We start from the raw sequence: 16,494 nt of genomic DNA, 5'->3' as shown, positions 1-16,494 counted from the left end.
CGTGACCGCAACCCTGCGCCGCACGGGATTCCACGCCCTGAAGGTGGCGGACGTCCAGCGCCTGTGCGACGACGCCGTCGCGGTGACCTTCGACGTGCCCGAAGAGCTCGCGGACACCTTCCGCTTCAAGGCGGGGCAGTCGCTGACCCTGCGCCGGGAGATCGACGGCCGCGACGAGCGCCGGTCGTACTCGATCTGCGCGCCCGCCGGCGCGGCGCCGCGGGTCGGCGTCCGCGAGGTGCCGGGCGGGCTTTTCTCGTCGTGGCTCGTGCGCGACGTGAAACCCGGCGACGAGATCGAGGTGGCGCCGCCGACCGGCAACTTCAGCCCCGATCTGGAAGCGGCCGGGCATCACGTGCTGATCGCGGCCGGATCCGGGATCACGCCGGTGTTGTCGATCGCGTCTTCGCTGCTCGGCGACTCCGACGCGACGGTGACCGTGCTCTACGGCAACCGCCGCACGGACACCGTCATGTTCGCCGACGACCTCGCGGATCTGAAGGACCGCTACCCCGCGCGGCTCGAACTCGTCCACGTGCTCTCGCGTGAGCCGCGCGAGGCCGAACTGTTCACCGGGCGGCTCGACGTGGAGAAGCTGCGGCGCCTGTGCAGCGTGCTGATCCCGGTCGAGGACGTCGCGCACTGGTGGCTGTGCGGGCCGTTCGAGATGGTGACCGGCGCGCAGGAACTCCTGCGCTCGCTGGAAGTCCCCGACGAGCGCGTGCATCAGGAACTGTTCTATGTGGACACTCCGCCGGAGCCGGTGCACCACGTCGACCCGGCCGTCGTGGGTGCGTCCAGCGAGGTCACGCTGGTCCTCGACGGCCGGTCGACGACGATGACACTGCCGCGCGGTACCTCGGTGCTCGACGGCGCGCAGAAGTTCCGCCCGGACCTGCCGTTCGCCTGCAAGGGCGGCGTGTGCGGCACCTGCCGGGCGAAGATCTGCGACGGCAAGGTGGACATGCGGCGCAACTTCGCACTGGAGAAGGCCGAGGTCGACGCCGGTTTCGTGCTCACCTGCCAGTCGGTGCCAGTCTCCGATGCCGTCACCGTGGACTTCGACGCCTGACCCGTCACGGGAAGCAGGCTCGGACCGCTTCGCCGTAGACCTTGCCCGCGAGGCGGTAGTTCTCCTCGCCGTACCGGCTGAATCGCTCCAAGGAGACGCCGCTGTTCACTTCCAACACGAGGAAACCTCCCTCGACGGTGACGATGTCGACCGTGGCGAAGCGCAAGGACAACGCATCCATGGCGCTTCGCCCCAAGGCCGCCAGCCGCTCGCTTGTCAGTGGATCCGTGCACACCTCAGGCACCGCCCCGAAGTGCAGATTGTGTCGCCACTCCCGGCTGCCCGGCGGCCGCACCTTGCGGTAGGCGAGAAGCAGCTCGCCGTCCAGGAGAACGGCCCGGAACTCGTTCTCGACGTCGAGAAGAGGGGACCAAGCCAGCGCGCGATAGCGCTGCGAGAGCGTGGAGACCAAGTCCTCCAGCTCGCCTTCAGTGCGGACACGGTGGACGTCGCGACCGCCGCTCTCGGCGTTCGGCTTGAGTACGATGGGGAGTTCGACCAGCCAGTCGACGGGCCGGTTACCCCGCCAGGCCGGCCGCCACAGGTACTGGGGCAGACAGGACACGCCTGCCGCCCGCATGATGGTGGAACTGGCCGCCTTGTCGTCGGCGATCTTGGCCGCCACGACGTTGTTGACGGGAAAGGCGTAGCCGAGGACGAGCGCGCGGTCCGTGTCGCGGCGGATCTCCGCCAGCCAGTGGTCGGCGTGCCACGCGAGCGTCCCACCCGCTTCGGCGACGGCGTTCTCGAGATGGCGGACGAAATGCCGGTCGGCCAGGCCCGATCTCGGCGAGTCGGCGTGCATCACGCTACTGAGGTCGTTCACAGATGTCCTTCGTTCAGTGGGTCAAACTCGCCCGGATGTCCAGCCAAGCGACGACTATCGTCGCGAGAACGGCGGTGGCGATCGCCACGAGACCACGAAGCAGACTGGGCAGTGTGGGCGCGAACAGGGCGAGCAACTGGCTCAGCGACGCTATTCCGAGGAAGAAGGTCACCCCGTACCTGGCGATCCGCTGTTGCAACAGGCGGCGCACGCTGGGCCGGACCAGGACGGGGCGATTCAGAAAGCCGGCCCGGTCCACCGGGAACCCCAGCTCGGTCCGGCATTCACGGTCCAGATGGACATGATCGAAACCGGGGTATTCGCGAGCCTGGTCGGCGCGCTTTTCCGAGGTGTGGGCGCGGAGCTTGATCCTCTTGACGGAGAGGTCGCCGAATTCCCCTCGCCACACATTCAGGATTTCGACGTGCTCGCCTTCCTTGATGCCCAAGAGCGCGAGGCTGCGTTCGTGGAGTACGCAAATCCTCTTCTCGCTGTCGATCCAGTTCGTCTGATGGACGAGGAGGGTGAGGCTGCGCGGCCTGACCAGGTCGACCCTGTTGCGCATTCCACTGAGCGGCCGGACCGACACCGTGTAGCCGTAGCAGTTCTGTCCGATCATGCCCAGGGCGTGGCGGAGGTTCTGGTCCATCTCGCAGGAGTGTTCGGCGACCTCTTCGGCGGCGTCCAGAGCGGCCACGGTGACGCGGCCGTCGAACTCGACGGTGGCCAGCCCGCTCTTCGTCGTGCCCAGGGTCCGCGGGTTGACCCGGACGAGGTAGTGCCCTCCCGCCCTGTTCCGGACGTTCGTACCGGAGACCAGAAGTCCTTCGCGCAGCGGCGGGACGTCCGTCTCCATCGCCCGCCTTCGCAGCCACCGGAGGAAAAGGGCGTAGGCGGGGAAGTTCATCTCTTCGACCTGGGTCAGCATGGCGGAGAGATAGTCCGCGGACGGGATCTGCTCGACGTCTGAAGGCGATGCGACGGCGAAGGACTTGGCCGCCCTGTTCCTTCTTTCCGCGAAGGAGAACACGGTCACGTCGACGACGCGGTAGGCGGGCTCCTTCATCAGTGCGCCTTCTTTGCGCAGTATCCCCTTCCATTCCGAGTCCGGGATCTCGTACAGGACTCCCATCACCATGAACCCCGGCCCGGCGACGATGTCCGCGACACCGGTCCCCGTCCGTTTCGACTTCCGGCCGAACCGGATCCGGTGATCCGGGAGCCGAGCCTTGCCGACGCGGGCCGCCGAGGGGGCTCTGTCGAGGACCGCTTCTTCGGACATGTTGCTGCCGTAGGCGAAATACAAGACCACGAACGCTCCTGGGGCAGGCGAGCCGACACTCAGGGTCACCTGCAAGTCGGGATCGAGGTCGCCGGTGTTACTCGCGCGCGTTCACCCGACCGGGGGCTGTCCGAGCTCAAGCCGGCGGGTGATGCCGATGTCGGCGAGGAACGGCCGGTCGTGGCTCGCCACGATCAGCGTGCCCCGGTAGGCCAGCAGCGCCTCGGTGAGCCGCCGCACGCTCGCCAGGTCGAGGTTGTTGGTCGGCTCGTCGAGCAGTAGTAGCCGTGGCGTGGGCTCGGTCAGCAGCAATGTCGCCAGCGCCGCCCTGAACCGTTCCCCGCCGGACAGCGACGCCACCTCGCGGTCGGCCGCCTTGCCCCGGAACAGGAACCGTGCGAGCCTCGCGCGGATTTCGTTGTCCGTGAGCGACGGCGCGACGAGCCGCACGTTGTCCACAATGGACAGCGTGTCGTCAAGCACGTCGATCCGCTGGGGGAGCAGCCTCGCGGGGACGAACAGCCCCACCTCGCCCGACTTCGGCGGCAGCTCGCCGGTGATCGTCCGCAGCAGGGTGGTCTTCCCCGAACCGTTCGGGCCGACGAGCGCGATCCGCTCGGGGCCCATGACGTGCAGGTCCACCGCCGGTCCGAACCGGGGCACGGCGTCGATCCGGAGCACGTCCGTGCCGCGGGCAACGGTCGTTTCCGGCAGTTCGACGCGGATCTCGGCGTCCTCCCGCACCAGTTCCTCGGCGGCCTTCAGCGCCTCGACGGCATCCTCGAGCCGGTCGGTGTGCAGGATCCGGTACTTGCCCGCGGCGATCTGCGCGTCCTCCTGGCGTTTGCGCATCCGCACCTTGGGCTCGCGTTTCCGGTCCCACATCTGCTGGCCGTAGCGGGCGCGCCGGGCGAGTTTGATCCCGGCCTCGACCAGCTCCCGCTTCTGTCGTTTGACGTCCGACTCCGCCGCGCGCAGGTGCCGCCGCGCCGCCTCCTGCGCGACCTCGACGGCGTGTTCGTAGGCCGCGAGGTCGCCGCCGTACAGGGTGACCTCGTGGTCGCGGACCTCGGCGATCCGGTCGACCAGCCGCAGCAGCTCGCGATCGTGCGAGACCACCACGAGGATCCCGCCCCAGCCAGCGACCTCGCGGTGCACGAGTTCACGCGCCCGCAGGTCGAGGTTGTTCGTGGGCTCGTCGAGCAGCAACGCGGCGGGACGGCGCAGCAGCAGGGCGGCCAGCCCGAGCAGCGTGAGTTCGCCGCCGGACAGCTCGCCCGCCCGCCGGTCCAGGCGGACGGCGCCCAGGCCGAGCCGGTCGAGGATCGCGCGGATGCGTTCCTCGACGTCCCAGTTGTCGCCGATGGTGGCGAAGTGCGCTTCGGTGGCGGAACCATCCTCGACGGCCCTGATCGCCGCGCGGATCGCGGTGACGCCGAGGACGTCGTCGACGCGGCGCCCGGTGTCGAGGACGAGGTTCTGCGGCAGGTAGCCGAGTTCACCCGGTGTGGTGATGGAACCCGTGGTGGGCCGCAGCTCGCCGGCGAGCAGCCTGAGCAGCGTGGACTTACCGGATCCGTTGGTACCGACCAGGCCGGTGCGGCCGGTGCCGAGGGTGAGCGAAAGACGCTCGAACGCCGGTGCGCCGTCGGGCCAGGTGAAGGTGACGTCGGAAAGTGTGAAGGAAGAAGACATGAGACTCCCTGCGAAGGAGGTGGATGAGGGCGCAGGTTCGTCTCAGAAGATCACCGCGACAGGTTAGCTCGTGGGTGGTCGTGTGGCGATCGATTTTTGCGGAGCTTGCGCGGGCATCTGGTCTGCGGCGTTCGGCCGTCGGGAGGATGTTTCGACGCGGGACCGTTGCCGTCCGCTGGAGGTTCTGGATCATGGACTGGTGCCATCGTCGGCGGGACTTCTTGGGGAGCTGCCTGGATTCAGGTGTGTTGTATTGCCGGATTATGGCGACGGCGCGGGTGCGTTGACGTCGGTATCGTGACTTCGGGTCGAGTCGTGGGCCCTGCTGGTCGTCGCCGAATCCCGGCAACAACCGACCGGCCACAAGCCCCGCCCCCAAGACACGCCCTGTCCCAAAGACCCGCGAGGGGCATACTGGCGGTCGTGATCGAACGCCCTCATGTCCTGCTCTCCGCCGCGGTCTCGCTCGACGGCTACCTCGACGACGCGAGCGACACCCGGCTGGTGCTGTCGAACCAGGAGGACTGGGCCAGGGTGGACGGGCTGCGTGCCGCGTCGGACGCGATCCTGGTCGGCGCGAACACGGTGCGCGCGGACGATCCGCGGTTGCTGGTCCGCTCGCCGGAGCTCGTCGCGAAAAGGGTCGCGGAAGGACGCCCGGGGCAGCCGGTCAAGGTCACCCTCACGCGGAGCGGGTCACTCGATCCGGCGGCGCAATTCTTCACCGTCGGTGATGCCGAAAAGCTGGTCTACGCCCCGCCCGGCGTCGTCACGGGAGTGAAAGCGACCGTCGTCGAACTGTCCGGCCTAAGGGAAATGCTGGCCGATCTCCACGCGCGCGGCGTCCGGCGGCTGATGGTCGAAGGCGGCGGCGCGATCCACACCCAGTTCCTCACCGAAGGCCTGGTCGACGAACTGCACCTCGCCGTCGCGCCGTTCTTCGTCGGCGACCCGAACGCGCCGCGCTTCGTCGGGCCAGGCGCGTTCCCACGCGGGCTGACCTTGGTCGAAAGCACAAGGCTGGGCGACATCGCCGTCCTGGAGTACCACGCGACGCCGGAACCGTCCGATGTGGACATCCAACACCTGCGCGAGGCCATCGCGCTGGCCGAGAACTGCCCGCCACGCACGTTCCGCGTCGGCGCGGTGATCACCGCCGCCGACGGTGAGGTGATCTCCACCGGTTTCTCGGGCGACGGCGATCCCGCCAATCATGCCGAAGAAGCCGCGCTCGCCAAACTCGAACCAGGTGATCCGAGGCTGGCGGAGGCGACGATGTACACGTCACTGGAGCCGTGCAGCTCGCGGATGTCACATCCGCGAAGCTGCACCCGGCTCATCCTCGACGCCGGAATCCCGCGCGTCGTCTTCGCCTGGCGCGAGCCGTCGGTGTTCGTCGACTGCGTCGGCGCCGAGACACTGGAGGCGGCCGGACGCCGGGTGATCGAGGTACCCGCCCTCGCCGCCGACGTCCGCCGCGCGAACACCCATATCCCGGGTGTCCACCTCTGAGTTCCTACTTGCAGGCGTCGCAGCAGCCGCAGCCCAGACCGGTGCACGCCGAGCAGCAACCGTGGCGAAGCACGACCTTCAACAGACGCTTGATCATCGCTGTCCTCCCGATCATTGACGTCCCACCGCCCTTGTCACGCTAAGTTCTGCGCATACGACAGTGGTACCGCCGGGAGTGCCACGGCACTGCTCCAGCGGGTGATGTCAGGACTCGAGATCCCCCTCCAGCGATAGGTAGACCTCGCGCAGCTGAGCCAAAAGATCGGCGTCCGGCTCCGCCCACAGTCCCCGATCGGCCGCCTCGTTCAGCCGCTCGATGATGCCGCGCAGCGCCCACGGATTGGCCTGGCGCAGGAACTCCTGGTTGACCTCGTCGAGCACGTAGGACTCGGTGAGCTTCTCGTACATCCAGTCGCCGACCACCCCGGCGGTGGCGTCGAAACCGAACAGGTAGTCGACGGTCGCCGCCAGTTCGAAAGCGCCCTTGTAGCCGTGCTTGCGCATCGCCGCCAGCCAGCGCGGGTTGACCACGCGGGCCCGGAAGACGCGGGCGGTCTCCTCGCCGAGCGTGCGGGTGCGGACGGCGTCCGGGGTGGTGCTGTCGCCGACGTAGGACGCGGGCGCGGTCCCGGTCAGCGCGCGGACCGTCGCGATCATCCCGCCGTGGTACTGGAAGTAGTCGTCGGAGTCGGCGATGTCGTGCTCGCGGGTGTCGGTGTTCTTCGCCGCGACCACGATCCGCTTGTACGAGTTCTCCATGTCCTCGCGCGCCGGCCTGCCGTCGAGGTCGCGGCCATAGGCGAACCCGCCCCAGACCGCGTAGACCTCGGCGAGATCCTTGTCGTCGCGCCAGTTCCCGGAATCCATCAGCGGCAGCAGGCCCGCGCCGTACGCGCCCGGCTTGGAGCCGAAGATCCTCGTGGTGGCCCGGCGTTCGTCGCCGTGCGCGGCCAGATCCGCGCGGGTGTGGGCCCGCACGAAGTTCTGCTCGTCCGGCTCGTCGAGGTTCGCCACCAGGCGCACGGCGTCATCCAGCAGGGTGATCACATGCGGGAAGGCGTCGCGGAAGAACCCGCTGATCCGCACGGTGACGTCGATCCGCGGACGGCCGAGTTCGGCGAGCGGGATGGCTTCGATCCCGGTGACGCGTCGCGAAGCCTCGTCCCAGATCGGCTGGACACCCAGCAGGGCGAGGACTTCCGCCGCGTCGTCACCCGACGTGCGCATCGCCGACGTGCCCCAGACCGACAGACCGACCGAACGCGGCCAGTCACCCGTGTCCTCCTTGTAGCGACGGAGAAGCGAGTCCGCGAGCGCCTGCCCGGTCTCCCACGCGAGACGGCTCGGGATGGCCTTCGGGTCGACGGTGTAGAAGTTGCGGCCGGTCGGCAGCACGTTGATCAGGCCGCGCAGGGGAGAGCCGCTGGGACCGGCCGGGATGTAGCCGCCGTCGAGCGCGTGGAGCACGGCGTCGATCTCGGCGCCGGTACCCGCCAGCCGCGGCACGATCTCGGTGGCGGCGAAGGTCAGCACACGGGCGACCTCTTGGTGTTCCGGCACTTCGGCGACGACCTCGGCGACGGCGGCGGGAGACCAGTCCCTGGCTTCCATCGCCTCGACGAGCGAGCGCGCCGTCTGCTCGATGGCGTCCACTTCGGACAGTGGGGCGTCGCTGTTCTCCTTGAGCCCCAACGCGGACCGCAGACCGGGGACCGCGCCCTGTTTGCCGCCCCACATCTGCTGGGCGCGCAGCATGGCGAGCACGAGGTTGATCCGCGCCTCGCCCACCGGCGCGGCGCCGAGGATGTGCAGGCCGTCGCGGATCTGGGCGTCCTTGACCTCGCACAGCCAGCCGTCGATGTGCAGCAGGAAATCGTCGAACTCCGCGTCGTGCGGGCGTTCCTCGACACCGAGGTCGTGATCGAGTTTCGCGGCCTGGATCAGCGTCCAGATCTGCGCGCGGACCGCGGGCAGTTTCGCCGGGTCCATCGCGGCGATGTTGGCGTGCTCGTCGAGCAGCTGTTCGAGGCGGGCCATGTCGCCGTAGCTCTCGGCGCGGGCCATCGGCGGGATCAGGTGGTCGACGATCGTGGCGTGCGCGCGCCGTTTCGCCTGCGCGCCCTCGCCGGGGTCGTTGATCAGGAACGGATAGATCAGCGGCAGATTACCGAGTACCGCGTCCGGCGCGCACGAGTCCGAGAGACCCGCGGTCTTGCCGGGAAGCCATTCCAGCGAGCCGTGTTTGCCGAGGTGGACGACGGCGTGCGCGCCGAATTCCTCTTCCAGCCAGCGGTACGCGGCCAGGTAGTGGTGGCTCGGCGGGAGGTCCGGGTTGTGGTAGATCGCCACCGGGTTCTCGCCGAAGCCGCGCGGCGGCTGGATCATCAGGATGACGTTGCCCGACTGCAGGGACGCCAGGACGATGTCGCCGTTGTCCACATAGAGCTCGCCGGGGGCGGGACCCCAGTGCTCCTCCATGCCCTCGCGCAGTTCCGCGGGCAGTTCGGCGAACCACTGGCGGTACTTGTCGGCGGGCACGCGGATCGGGTTGCCGGACAGCTGTTCCTCGGTGAGCCACTCCGGGTCCTGTCCGCCGGCGGCGATGAGCGCGTGGATCAAGGCGTCGCCGTCGGGCTGGTCGGTGCCGGTGGGCTCGACGCCGGGAAACGGATCCTCGCCGAGGTCGTAACCCTGGTCGCGCATGCGGCGCAGCAGTTCGATCGCGGACGCGGGCGTGTCGAGTCCCACGGCGTTGCCGACGCGGGAGTGCTTCGTCGGGTACGCGGACAGCATCAGCGCGATCCGGCGCTCCGGCGGGGGAGTGTGGCGCAGCCGGGCGTGCGCGAGCGCGATCTTGGCGACCCGTGAAGCGCGCTCGGCGTCCGGCACGTACTTCGGGAGGCCGTCGTCGTCGATCTCCTTGAACGAGAACGGGACGGTGATGAGGCGGCCGTCGAACTCGGGGACGGCCATCTGGTTGCCCGCGTCGAGCGGGGAGAGGCCGTCGTCGTTCGCGGACCAGGTTTCGCGGTCGCTGGTCAGGCACAGCGCCTGCAGGATCGGGATGTCGAGCGCGGCCATCTCGGCGACGTCCCACGCCTCGTCGTCGCCACCCGCGCCGACCTCCGACGGCCGGGTGCCGCCGGCCGCCAGCACGGTGACCAGGAGCGCGTCGGCCTTGGCCAGCTCGGCCATCATCTCCGGCTCGCGGGTGCGCAGGGAGGCGCAGTGGATCGGGAGCGCGCGGCCCCCGGCGTCCTCGACGGCGTCGGAGAGGGCGTGGACGAACTCGGTGTTCCCGGACAGGTGATGTGCCCGGTAGTAGAGGATCGCGACGATCGGGCCCTCGGTGCCCTTCGGCTCGCGCTCCAAGACACCCCACAGCGGCTGCACGGCGGGCGGCTCGAAGCCGTCACCCGTCAGAAGGAGCGTGTCGCTCAGGAACCGGTGCAGCTGGGTGAGGTTCTCCGGCCCGCCCTGCGCGAGATACGCGTGCGCCTCCGCCGCGGTGCCCGCCGGGACCGTGGAGAGCTTCATGAGCTGCGCGTCCGGCGTCTGCTCGCCGCCGAGGACCACCACGTGCGCGCCGCTCGCGCGGACCGTGTCGAGCCCCTCCTGCCAGCTGCGCTCGGAGCCGAGGATCCGGACGACGACGATCTTGGCGCCGTCGAGCAGGGCGGGCAGCTCGGCGAGGTCGAGGCGGGCCGGGTTGGCCAGCCGGTACTCGGCCTCGCTGGAGCGGGCGCTGAGCAGGTCGGTGTCCGAAGTGGACAGAAGCAGGATCACGGCAGTCCTCACTCGGGGTGTCCGCGCCCCGGGTCGTGTGGTCGCGACGGCCGGAGTTCCTGGCTCCCCTCCCTGGGCGGGAGGGTGACAGTGGCGGGACCGCCCCGGACTCTCACCGGGTTCCTCCCTCTGCCGTCGCGTGGGTCTTCGGTTCACTCTCCGGTGCGCTCCGGCGCGAGTCAAGGTGATGTGCGACCGGGGTCGAACGCGTAACCCATGCCGCGCGCGGTGCGGATGTGGCCCGCCCCGATCTTGCGGCGCAGGGTGCGGACGTAGACGTCGACGATGTTGGAGCCCGGGTCGAAGTCGTACCCCCACACGTGGGAGAGGATCTGCTCGCGGGTCAGCACCTGGCCCTGGTGGCGGATGAACAGCTCCAGCAGGGCGAACTCGCGCGAGGTCAGGTCGACGCCGGTGCCGTCGACGTCCGCGCGGCGCGTGCGCAGATCCAGCGACAGCGGGCCCGCGTGCAGCACGGTGGTCTCGGCGACGAGTTCGGTGCGGCGCAGCCGGAGCCGGATCCTGGCCAGCAGCTCGTCGAAGCGGAACGGTTTGGCCATGTAGTCGTCGGCGCCGCCTTCCAGCCCCGCCAGGGTGGTCTGCGGCGAATCGTGCGCGGTGAGGATCACCACCGGGGTGGTGTTGTGGTGTTCACGCAGCGTCCTCAGCACCGACAGGCCGTCGCGGGAGGGCAGGCCGAGGTCGAGCACCAGCAGGTCGTAGCCGTCGCCGAGGGCGTACTGGAGGGCCTGCTCACCGTCCGCGACGACGGTGGTGGTGAAGCCGTTGGCGACGAGCCCCTTGCGGACGAACGAGGCGATGCGCTCCTCGTCCTCGGCGATCAGGATACGGGCCACGGCGTGCCTCCTTCGACGGCGTGAACAGGGATTTCGATGGTGAACCGGGCGCCGCGGCCGGGTGCCGACTCCAGGCGCACCAGGCCGTGCTGAGCCTCGGCGATGGCGCGCACGATCGCCAGTCCGAGCCCGGCCCCGCTCCGATGGCCGCCTGAGGGCCCCCGGTTGAACCGCTGGAAGATCCTCTCGGCGTCCTCCTGGGGGACACCCGGACCATGGTCGGCCACCCAGAACGACACGGTGTCCTCGGAGACGGCCGAGCCGATCAGGATCTCGTCGCCGTCTTCGGTGTGCTGGACGGCGTTCTGGGCCAGCTGCACCACGGCCTGGGTCGTGCGCTGTTCGTCGAGCGGCACCTGGCCCTCACCGAGCGCCTCCAGCCGCCAGCGACGATCGCCGATGGTGCGGACCTTGGCGTAGAGATCGCTGGTCAGCTCGGTGACGTCGGTGGGGGCGAGGGTGACGAAGTCGGGCTGCTCGGCCTTGGCCAGCAGCAGGAGATCGCCGACGATGCGGTTCATCCGGTCCAGTTCGTCGACGCACAACCGGATCGCCTCGGCCCGCGCGGCCGGATCGTCATCGAGCAGTTCGAGGTGGCCGAGCACGATCGTGATGGGGGTCCGCAGCTCGTGGCCGGCGTCGTCGAGGAAACGCCGCTGGGTGGCGAACGCGAGGTCGAGCCGGTCGAGCATGGCGTTGAACTGTTCGGCGAGCGCGGCGACGTCGTCACGGCCGTCCACCGGGATGCGGCGGGTCAGGTCGTGTTCGGTGATCTCGGCGGCGGCGCGGCGCACCAGCCGCACTGGCGCGAGGATCTGCCCGGCGACCAGCCAAGCCGCGGCCCCGGCCAGGACGAGCCCGAGCAACCCGACGAACAGCAGGGTCCGCACGGTGGTGGCGATCTCGGCGCGGTCGCGGTCCACGAAGTAGCCGACGACGAAGGAGCCCCGGTCACCCTCGCGGGTGCCGGACGCGTCGACGCGGATCCAGCGCATCTCCCCGGCGGGGGTCTCGACGCTGCCGCTGCGCGCCGGGTCGGCGAGGATCGGGTTCAGCAGTCCCGGGCTCTCGCCCAGCCGGAACGGTTCCTCGCGGTCCTGCAGGATCGGCCCGGACGACGGCGTCCAGGCCAGCACCACTTCGTCGTCGTCGACGTACTGGCGCCGCAGATGCGCCGACAGCGCGGACCGCACGTCCGGGAACGGCTGCCCGGTGGCGCGGTCCACCCCTTCTTCCAGCACCTGGCCGAGTTCGGCGGCCTCCTGTTCGAGCGCGGCGTTGACGTCGCTGTCGACCTCGCGCAGCAGCAGGTTGTAGGTGACCAGCGTCGTCGACACCGTCACCACGGCGACGAGCAGCAGCAGCCAGCCCATGATCCGGATCCGCGCGGGGACCGCCCGCATCCTGGGCCGCCGGGGTTCAGTCGTCACTGTCGTCGTCGTCCTGGTCGTCGCCGGGCGGGACCACCGAGGGTGGTGGCACGACCACCGGCGTGGAACTGCTCGGTGGTGGTGACGGCGCCGGGTGATCTCGCAGCTTCACCTCGATCGGTGCGCGCGGCGCGGGCGGCTCCGGCCACGCCCAGGTGACCGCCGCCGCACCGAGCGGGAGCGCCACGGCGGCGACGAGGAGGGCGATACGCGGCGAACGGGCCATGGCTCCACCTTCCCGGCCGTCGATGTGGCGAAAATGAGGACAAGATGAAGGAATCTTCACATAGCGGACGCGGACAGGCGGGTGCCGACCAGCACGATCCGCAGCAACCGTTCGGCGGCGTCGGTCAGGAACTCCGCTCCGCGCAGGATCGCCTCGTCCAGATCCACCGGACCGGGCTGGATGGCCTGGAAGGCGTCGATACCGACCGCGTAGGTGGTGTCGGCGTCCAGACCGATCCGCCCGGCGAGCGCGACCACCGGCTTGCCGTGCGCCTTGGCCCGGCGCGCGACCTCGGCGGGCACCTTCCCGTGCGGGGTCTGGGCGTCGATCGTCCCCTCGGCGGTGACCACGAGATCGGCCGCCGCCAGCCGTGCGTCGAGGTCCACGTGGTCCAGCAGCACCTCGAACCGGGGGAGAAGCCGGGCTCCCAGCGCCGCGCACAGCCCCGCGCCGAGACCGCCGGAAGCACCCGATCCGGGAATGAGCGCGACGTCGGCGCCCAGGTCGCGGCGTAGGACACCGGCCCAGTTGTCCAGCGCGGCGGCGAGTCTTTCCACCTGCTCGGGGGTCGCGCCCTTCTGCGGGCCGAACACCCTGGCCACGCCGCGGGGACCGCACAGCACGTTGTGCGGGTTGACCGCCAGCCGGAGTCCGGTGTCCGCGAGTCTCGGATCGAGTCCGGACACGTCGATGTGCCGGGCCCGCGCCAGCTCCGCCCCGCCGGGGCCCACCTCCTGACCGGCGCGATCGAGCACCCGGGCACCCAGCGCCTGGAGCGCCCCGGCCCCGCCATCGGACACCCCGGAGTCGCCGCAGCCGACGAGCACCGACGAACAACCCGAGTCGAGCGCGGCGACCATCAGCTCGCCGACGCCCCGGCTGGTGGTGCGCCCTGGATCGCGGCGATCGGCGGGCACCAGGCGGAGACCGGCGGCCGCCGCCATCTCGACCACCGCCGTCGAGCCGTCGCCGAGAATCGCGAAATGGGAGCGCACCGGCAGCCCGACCGGGCCGGTGACGACGGTGTCCACGATCTTCCCGCCGGTGCTCCCCGCCAGCGCCGCGGCCGAACCCTCTCCGCCGTCCACGAGCGGGACCCGGTCGATCTCCGCGAACGGGACGACCCGCAGCACACCCTCGGCGATGGCGTCGGCGGCGGCTTCGGCACCGAGACTTTCCTTGAACCCACTGGGGGCGACGACGATCCGCATGACTTCCTCCTGATGGGTTATGGCACGAGTGACAGGCCGAGGGACGGCCAGACGAGCAAGGCGAAGACGGTGACCACGACCACGTGCAGCGGAGCGAGCACTTTCGAAAGCCGGAGCAGGTCGCGGGACGAATAGGTCGGCACGCCGTCGATGCCGGAGAACAGGGCGACGGGTTTGGCGGACGAGGTGAGGGTGTGGCAGAACCCCGCCGCCGCGGTGGAGGCGAACACCGCCGCGGCCGGGGCCAGCCCGGTCGCCGCCGCGAGCGGGATCACCACCGGCACCAGCACCGAAGACCGCGCCGACCGGGACTGCACCGCCAGATGAGCGGCCGTGCTCACCACGATCACCGCCACCAAGACGACCCACGCCGGCGCGCCCCGGACGGGACTCAAGGCCACGTCCGCCACCCACGCCGCCGCGCCCGACGCCACCAGCGCCCCGCCCAGCGCGGCCGTCGCGGCGGTGAACAGCAGCAACGACCACGGCACGGTCTTCAGCGCCGTACCCGTGGTGACCCGGTGCGGCGGCACGCACATCGCCAAGGCACCGACGAGGCCGACCAGCGCGGGCGGCAGTCCGTGCCACGGCTCGGTGCACCACAGCACGAGAACGGCTCCGATGGTGACCGCCGCGAACCGCTCCGTCCGCGTCCACGGCCCTCGGGGCGGGAACTCGGCGCGCAGGTCGAACCGCTCACGGCGGTCCTCGCGGGTGGTGAACAGCCGCAGGACGACCTCGGCCGCGAGATGAGAAGACACCACCGCCAGCGGCAGGCCCAGCAAGAGCCAGCGCAGGAAGCCGATGCCGTCGCCGGTCGCTTCACGCAGGAGCTGGTCGGCCACAAGATGCGCGCCCGCGCCGATGAGCGTCGAGACCGCCGAGAGCAGCACCACCGTCGGGAACAGCACCGAGAGCGCCTTGACCATCCGAGGGAGCGCGCCCGCCAAGGCGGTGAACACCGGCACGGCCAGCGCCGCCCGCCCCGACGTCGAGGGGACCACCAGCGACGAGACCACCAACGCGACCGTCGACAGATGCGCCAGCCCGCGCACCGATCGCGCCCGTGCGGGAACCATGGCCACGAACCGGTCGACCAGCCCCGACCCGGTCAGCCCGGCCGCCAGCACGAACGCCGCGATCAGGAGCCACACCAGATCCGCGCCGAGAGTGGCGAACAGGTCGGCGGGTGCCAGAATCCCTGCCACAGCAAGGACGGCCACCGCCGCCAGCGCGATCCACGTGTCGTCCAGGCTGGTCAGGACCCAGGCACCCACCGCCGCGGCGAAGACGGCCAGGACCAGTGCGCCTTGCCAGCCCGGCCCACCGGGTACGAGCGCGGTGCCCAGCGCCGGGATGGCTGCCGCGGGGATCAGCCATGCCTTGGTGTGCTTGGGTTTTTCGGGTTCGGTGGGCTTTCTCGGTGGGCTGGTCGTGTAGGTGTAGGCGGTCACGGTGATCAGCTTGTGACGCGCTCCTGAATCGTCCGTTAAGGACGGATGAGGAGGTCTTCATGTTTGGCTTCGCGGCTGTTGCCGTGCGGCGGGCAGGTTCTGAGGGGCTCTGGTTTTGCGGGTGCCGGTGTTTCGGTCGTGACCGGTCTGGTGGTGATGGACTGTGTGGATCTTGGGACGTTGGATGTCCCGAAATCCACACGGTCACCAGCTCCTGTCCGGCGCTGGGCATGCCGAGGGGCCCGTCGCCTGGGGTGGCTGGCGGGCTCCTCGGGGCCTAGACGTGATGCAGGGTGTTACGTCGGGGTTTTCGGAGCGGGTCCCGGTATTGAGGTGGGATGAACTCCGGTAACCCGTCGGCGGCCATCCGTACTTCCCAGTCACCGTGGTGGATCAGCCGGTGATGAAAACCGCAGAGCAGCACGAGATTCCGGAGATCGGTGGGTCCGCCGTCTGCCCAGTGCTCGATATGATGAGCGTGGCAGCTCTTGGGTTTTCGGTGGCAGCCGGGGAACGCGCAGCCGCCGTCGCGGAGGTTCAGCGCCCGTCTTTGGCCCGGTGTGACGAACCGTCTCAGGCGTCCCATATCCAGCGGTTCACCCGAGCCGCTCATCACCACCGGCAGCATCAAGCAATCGCAGGCCGCGAGCCGCGCTTCCCGAGCAGTCATCGTCCCCACGAAGTCCAGGCACGCGGTCCCGAGACCCGATCTGAGTTCCTCAAGCCCGACGGTCACATTCACCAAGGTCCGGTAGCCACTGGTTCCCGGCTGATCCGGACACGCGATCGCCAGGTCCAGGAGCTCGGCCCAGGCGTCTCCCATGCGTTCGCACTTCATCCGCAGATCCGCCTGACCGAACTCGTCCACCGGCCGCGGCTGGGCATGCGCCTCCAACGCGGCCGCGGTCCGGGCCCCGGTCTCATCGTCGAGCAGACCGGTCAGCTTCCAGAACCCGTCTTTCCGGCGCTCCAGGGTGATTTCCCGGCGTGGATCCTTGGGTTCAGGGTCTTTGGGATCGTTGCCATCGGGGTCGAGCCAGCCCAGCAGTTTCGCCTCAGCCTCGGAGAGTTGACGGGGACCGGCGTGCGGCGCGAGGTTCGCGAGGATCTTCTCCGCGCACGCCCGATCCTCAGCGGAGGTGT

Annotated in this window: 12 protein-coding genes and 1 riboswitch; of the genes, 2 read left to right on the top strand and 10 right to left on the bottom strand. The window is 69.8% G+C overall.

Translation table 11 applies throughout. The features are described 5' to 3' along the window. Nucleotide 1 precedes the first annotated feature (1 nt). Nucleotides 2–1,072 (top strand): 1,2-phenylacetyl-CoA epoxidase subunit PaaE, encoded by a 1,071-nt coding sequence (paaE, locus tag AVR91_RS16055; RefSeq protein WP_063277018.1) that lies wholly within the window; start codon nucleotides 2–4, stop codon nucleotides 1,070–1,072. Nucleotides 1,073–1,076: 4 nt separating this feature from the next. On the opposite strand, the gene AVR91_RS16050 is transcribed toward paaE, so the two are convergent. From AVR91_RS16050 to AVR91_RS16040, 3 genes are all read right to left on the bottom strand, one after another. Beyond that, nucleotides 1,077–1,898 (bottom strand): ATP-grasp domain-containing protein, encoded by an 822-nt coding sequence (locus tag AVR91_RS16050; protein WP_143254015.1) that lies wholly within the window; start codon nucleotides 1,896–1,898, stop codon nucleotides 1,077–1,079. 13 nt (nucleotides 1,899–1,911) lie between these two features. After that, the gene (locus AVR91_RS16045; RefSeq protein ID WP_063277016.1) at nucleotides 1,912–3,210 is read right to left on the bottom strand and encodes a gamma-glutamylcyclotransferase family protein; all 1,299 of its coding nucleotides are present in this window, start codon (nucleotides 3,208–3,210) and stop codon (nucleotides 1,912–1,914) included. A gap of 81 nt (nucleotides 3,211–3,291) precedes the next feature. Beyond that, nucleotides 3,292–4,875 carry an ABC-F family ATP-binding cassette domain-containing protein gene (locus tag AVR91_RS16040; RefSeq protein WP_063277015.1) on the bottom strand — a complete coding sequence of 528 codons (1,584 nt, stop codon included), beginning with the start codon at nucleotides 4,873–4,875 and terminating at the stop codon, nucleotides 3,292–3,294. Nucleotides 4,876–5,298: 423 nt separating this feature from the next. On the opposite strand from AVR91_RS16040, the gene AVR91_RS16035 reads away from it, so the two are divergent. Then, entirely contained in the window at nucleotides 5,299–6,387 is a 1,089-nt protein-coding gene (locus AVR91_RS16035; RefSeq protein WP_063277014.1) for a dihydrofolate reductase family protein, read from the top strand. Between the two features lie 204 nt (nucleotides 6,388–6,591). Here the strand turns inward: AVR91_RS16035 and cobN are convergent, their stop codons facing one another. The 7 genes from cobN to AVR91_RS16000 form a co-directional block, all read right to left on the bottom strand. Continuing rightward, nucleotides 6,592–10,173, bottom strand: coding sequence for a cobaltochelatase subunit CobN (gene cobN / locus AVR91_RS16030; RefSeq protein ID WP_063277013.1), 3,582 nt, complete (start codon nucleotides 10,171–10,173; stop codon nucleotides 6,592–6,594). Between the two features lie 53 nt (nucleotides 10,174–10,226). Further along, nucleotides 10,227–10,299, bottom strand: a riboswitch (cobalamin riboswitch). A gap of 53 nt (nucleotides 10,300–10,352) precedes the next feature. After that, nucleotides 10,353–11,030, bottom strand: a complete 678-nt coding sequence (locus tag AVR91_RS16025; protein WP_016332050.1) for a response regulator transcription factor — start codon at nucleotides 11,028–11,030, stop codon at nucleotides 10,353–10,355. Next, complete coding sequence (locus tag AVR91_RS16020; protein WP_063277012.1) at nucleotides 11,015–12,460, bottom strand: sensor histidine kinase; 1,446 nt, start codon at nucleotides 12,458–12,460, stop codon at nucleotides 11,015–11,017. Before AVR91_RS16020 ends, AVR91_RS16025 begins: the two co-directional genes overlap by 16 nt. After that, on the bottom strand, nucleotides 12,450–12,686 hold the full coding sequence (locus AVR91_RS16015) for a hypothetical protein (RefSeq protein ID WP_063277011.1): 237 nt from the start codon (nucleotides 12,684–12,686) through the stop codon (nucleotides 12,450–12,452). The genes AVR91_RS16020 and AVR91_RS16015 overlap by 11 nt, the downstream gene beginning before the upstream one ends. A 56-nt stretch (nucleotides 12,687–12,742) precedes the next feature. Beyond that, entirely contained in the window at nucleotides 12,743–13,897 is a 1,155-nt protein-coding gene (locus AVR91_RS16010; RefSeq protein WP_063277010.1) for a glycerate kinase family protein, read from the bottom strand. A 17-nt stretch (nucleotides 13,898–13,914) separates the two neighbouring features. Next, nucleotides 13,915–15,351 (bottom strand): SLC13 family permease, encoded by a 1,437-nt coding sequence (locus tag AVR91_RS16005; protein ID WP_083737587.1) that lies wholly within the window; start codon nucleotides 15,349–15,351, stop codon nucleotides 13,915–13,917. Nucleotides 15,352–15,628: 277 nt separating this feature from the next. Further along, a partial coding sequence (locus AVR91_RS16000) for an HNH endonuclease signature motif containing protein (RefSeq protein ID WP_228709218.1) occupies nucleotides 15,629–16,494 on the bottom strand: 866 nt, incomplete at its 5' end.

The organism is Amycolatopsis keratiniphila subsp. keratiniphila (assembly GCF_001620365.2).
GTDB classification, from domain to species: domain Bacteria; phylum Actinomycetota; class Actinomycetes; order Mycobacteriales; family Pseudonocardiaceae; genus Amycolatopsis; species Amycolatopsis keratiniphila.
Note: the sequence above shows the minus strand (reverse complement) of the source record. Positions and strands in the feature narration are given on the sequence as shown.

Coding starts and splice junctions, on each gene's coding strand:
- AVR91_RS16040 (WP_063277015.1), bottom strand. CDS start 4,875: ATGTCTTCTTCCTTCACACTTTCCGACGTCACCTTCACCTGGCCCGAC.
- AVR91_RS16015 (WP_063277011.1), bottom strand. CDS start 12,686: ATGGCCCGTTCGCCGCGTATCGCCCTCCTCGTCGCCGCCGTGGCGCTC.
- AVR91_RS16010 (WP_063277010.1), bottom strand. CDS start 13,897: ATGCGGATCGTCGTCGCCCCCAGTGGGTTCAAGGAAAGTCTCGGTGCC.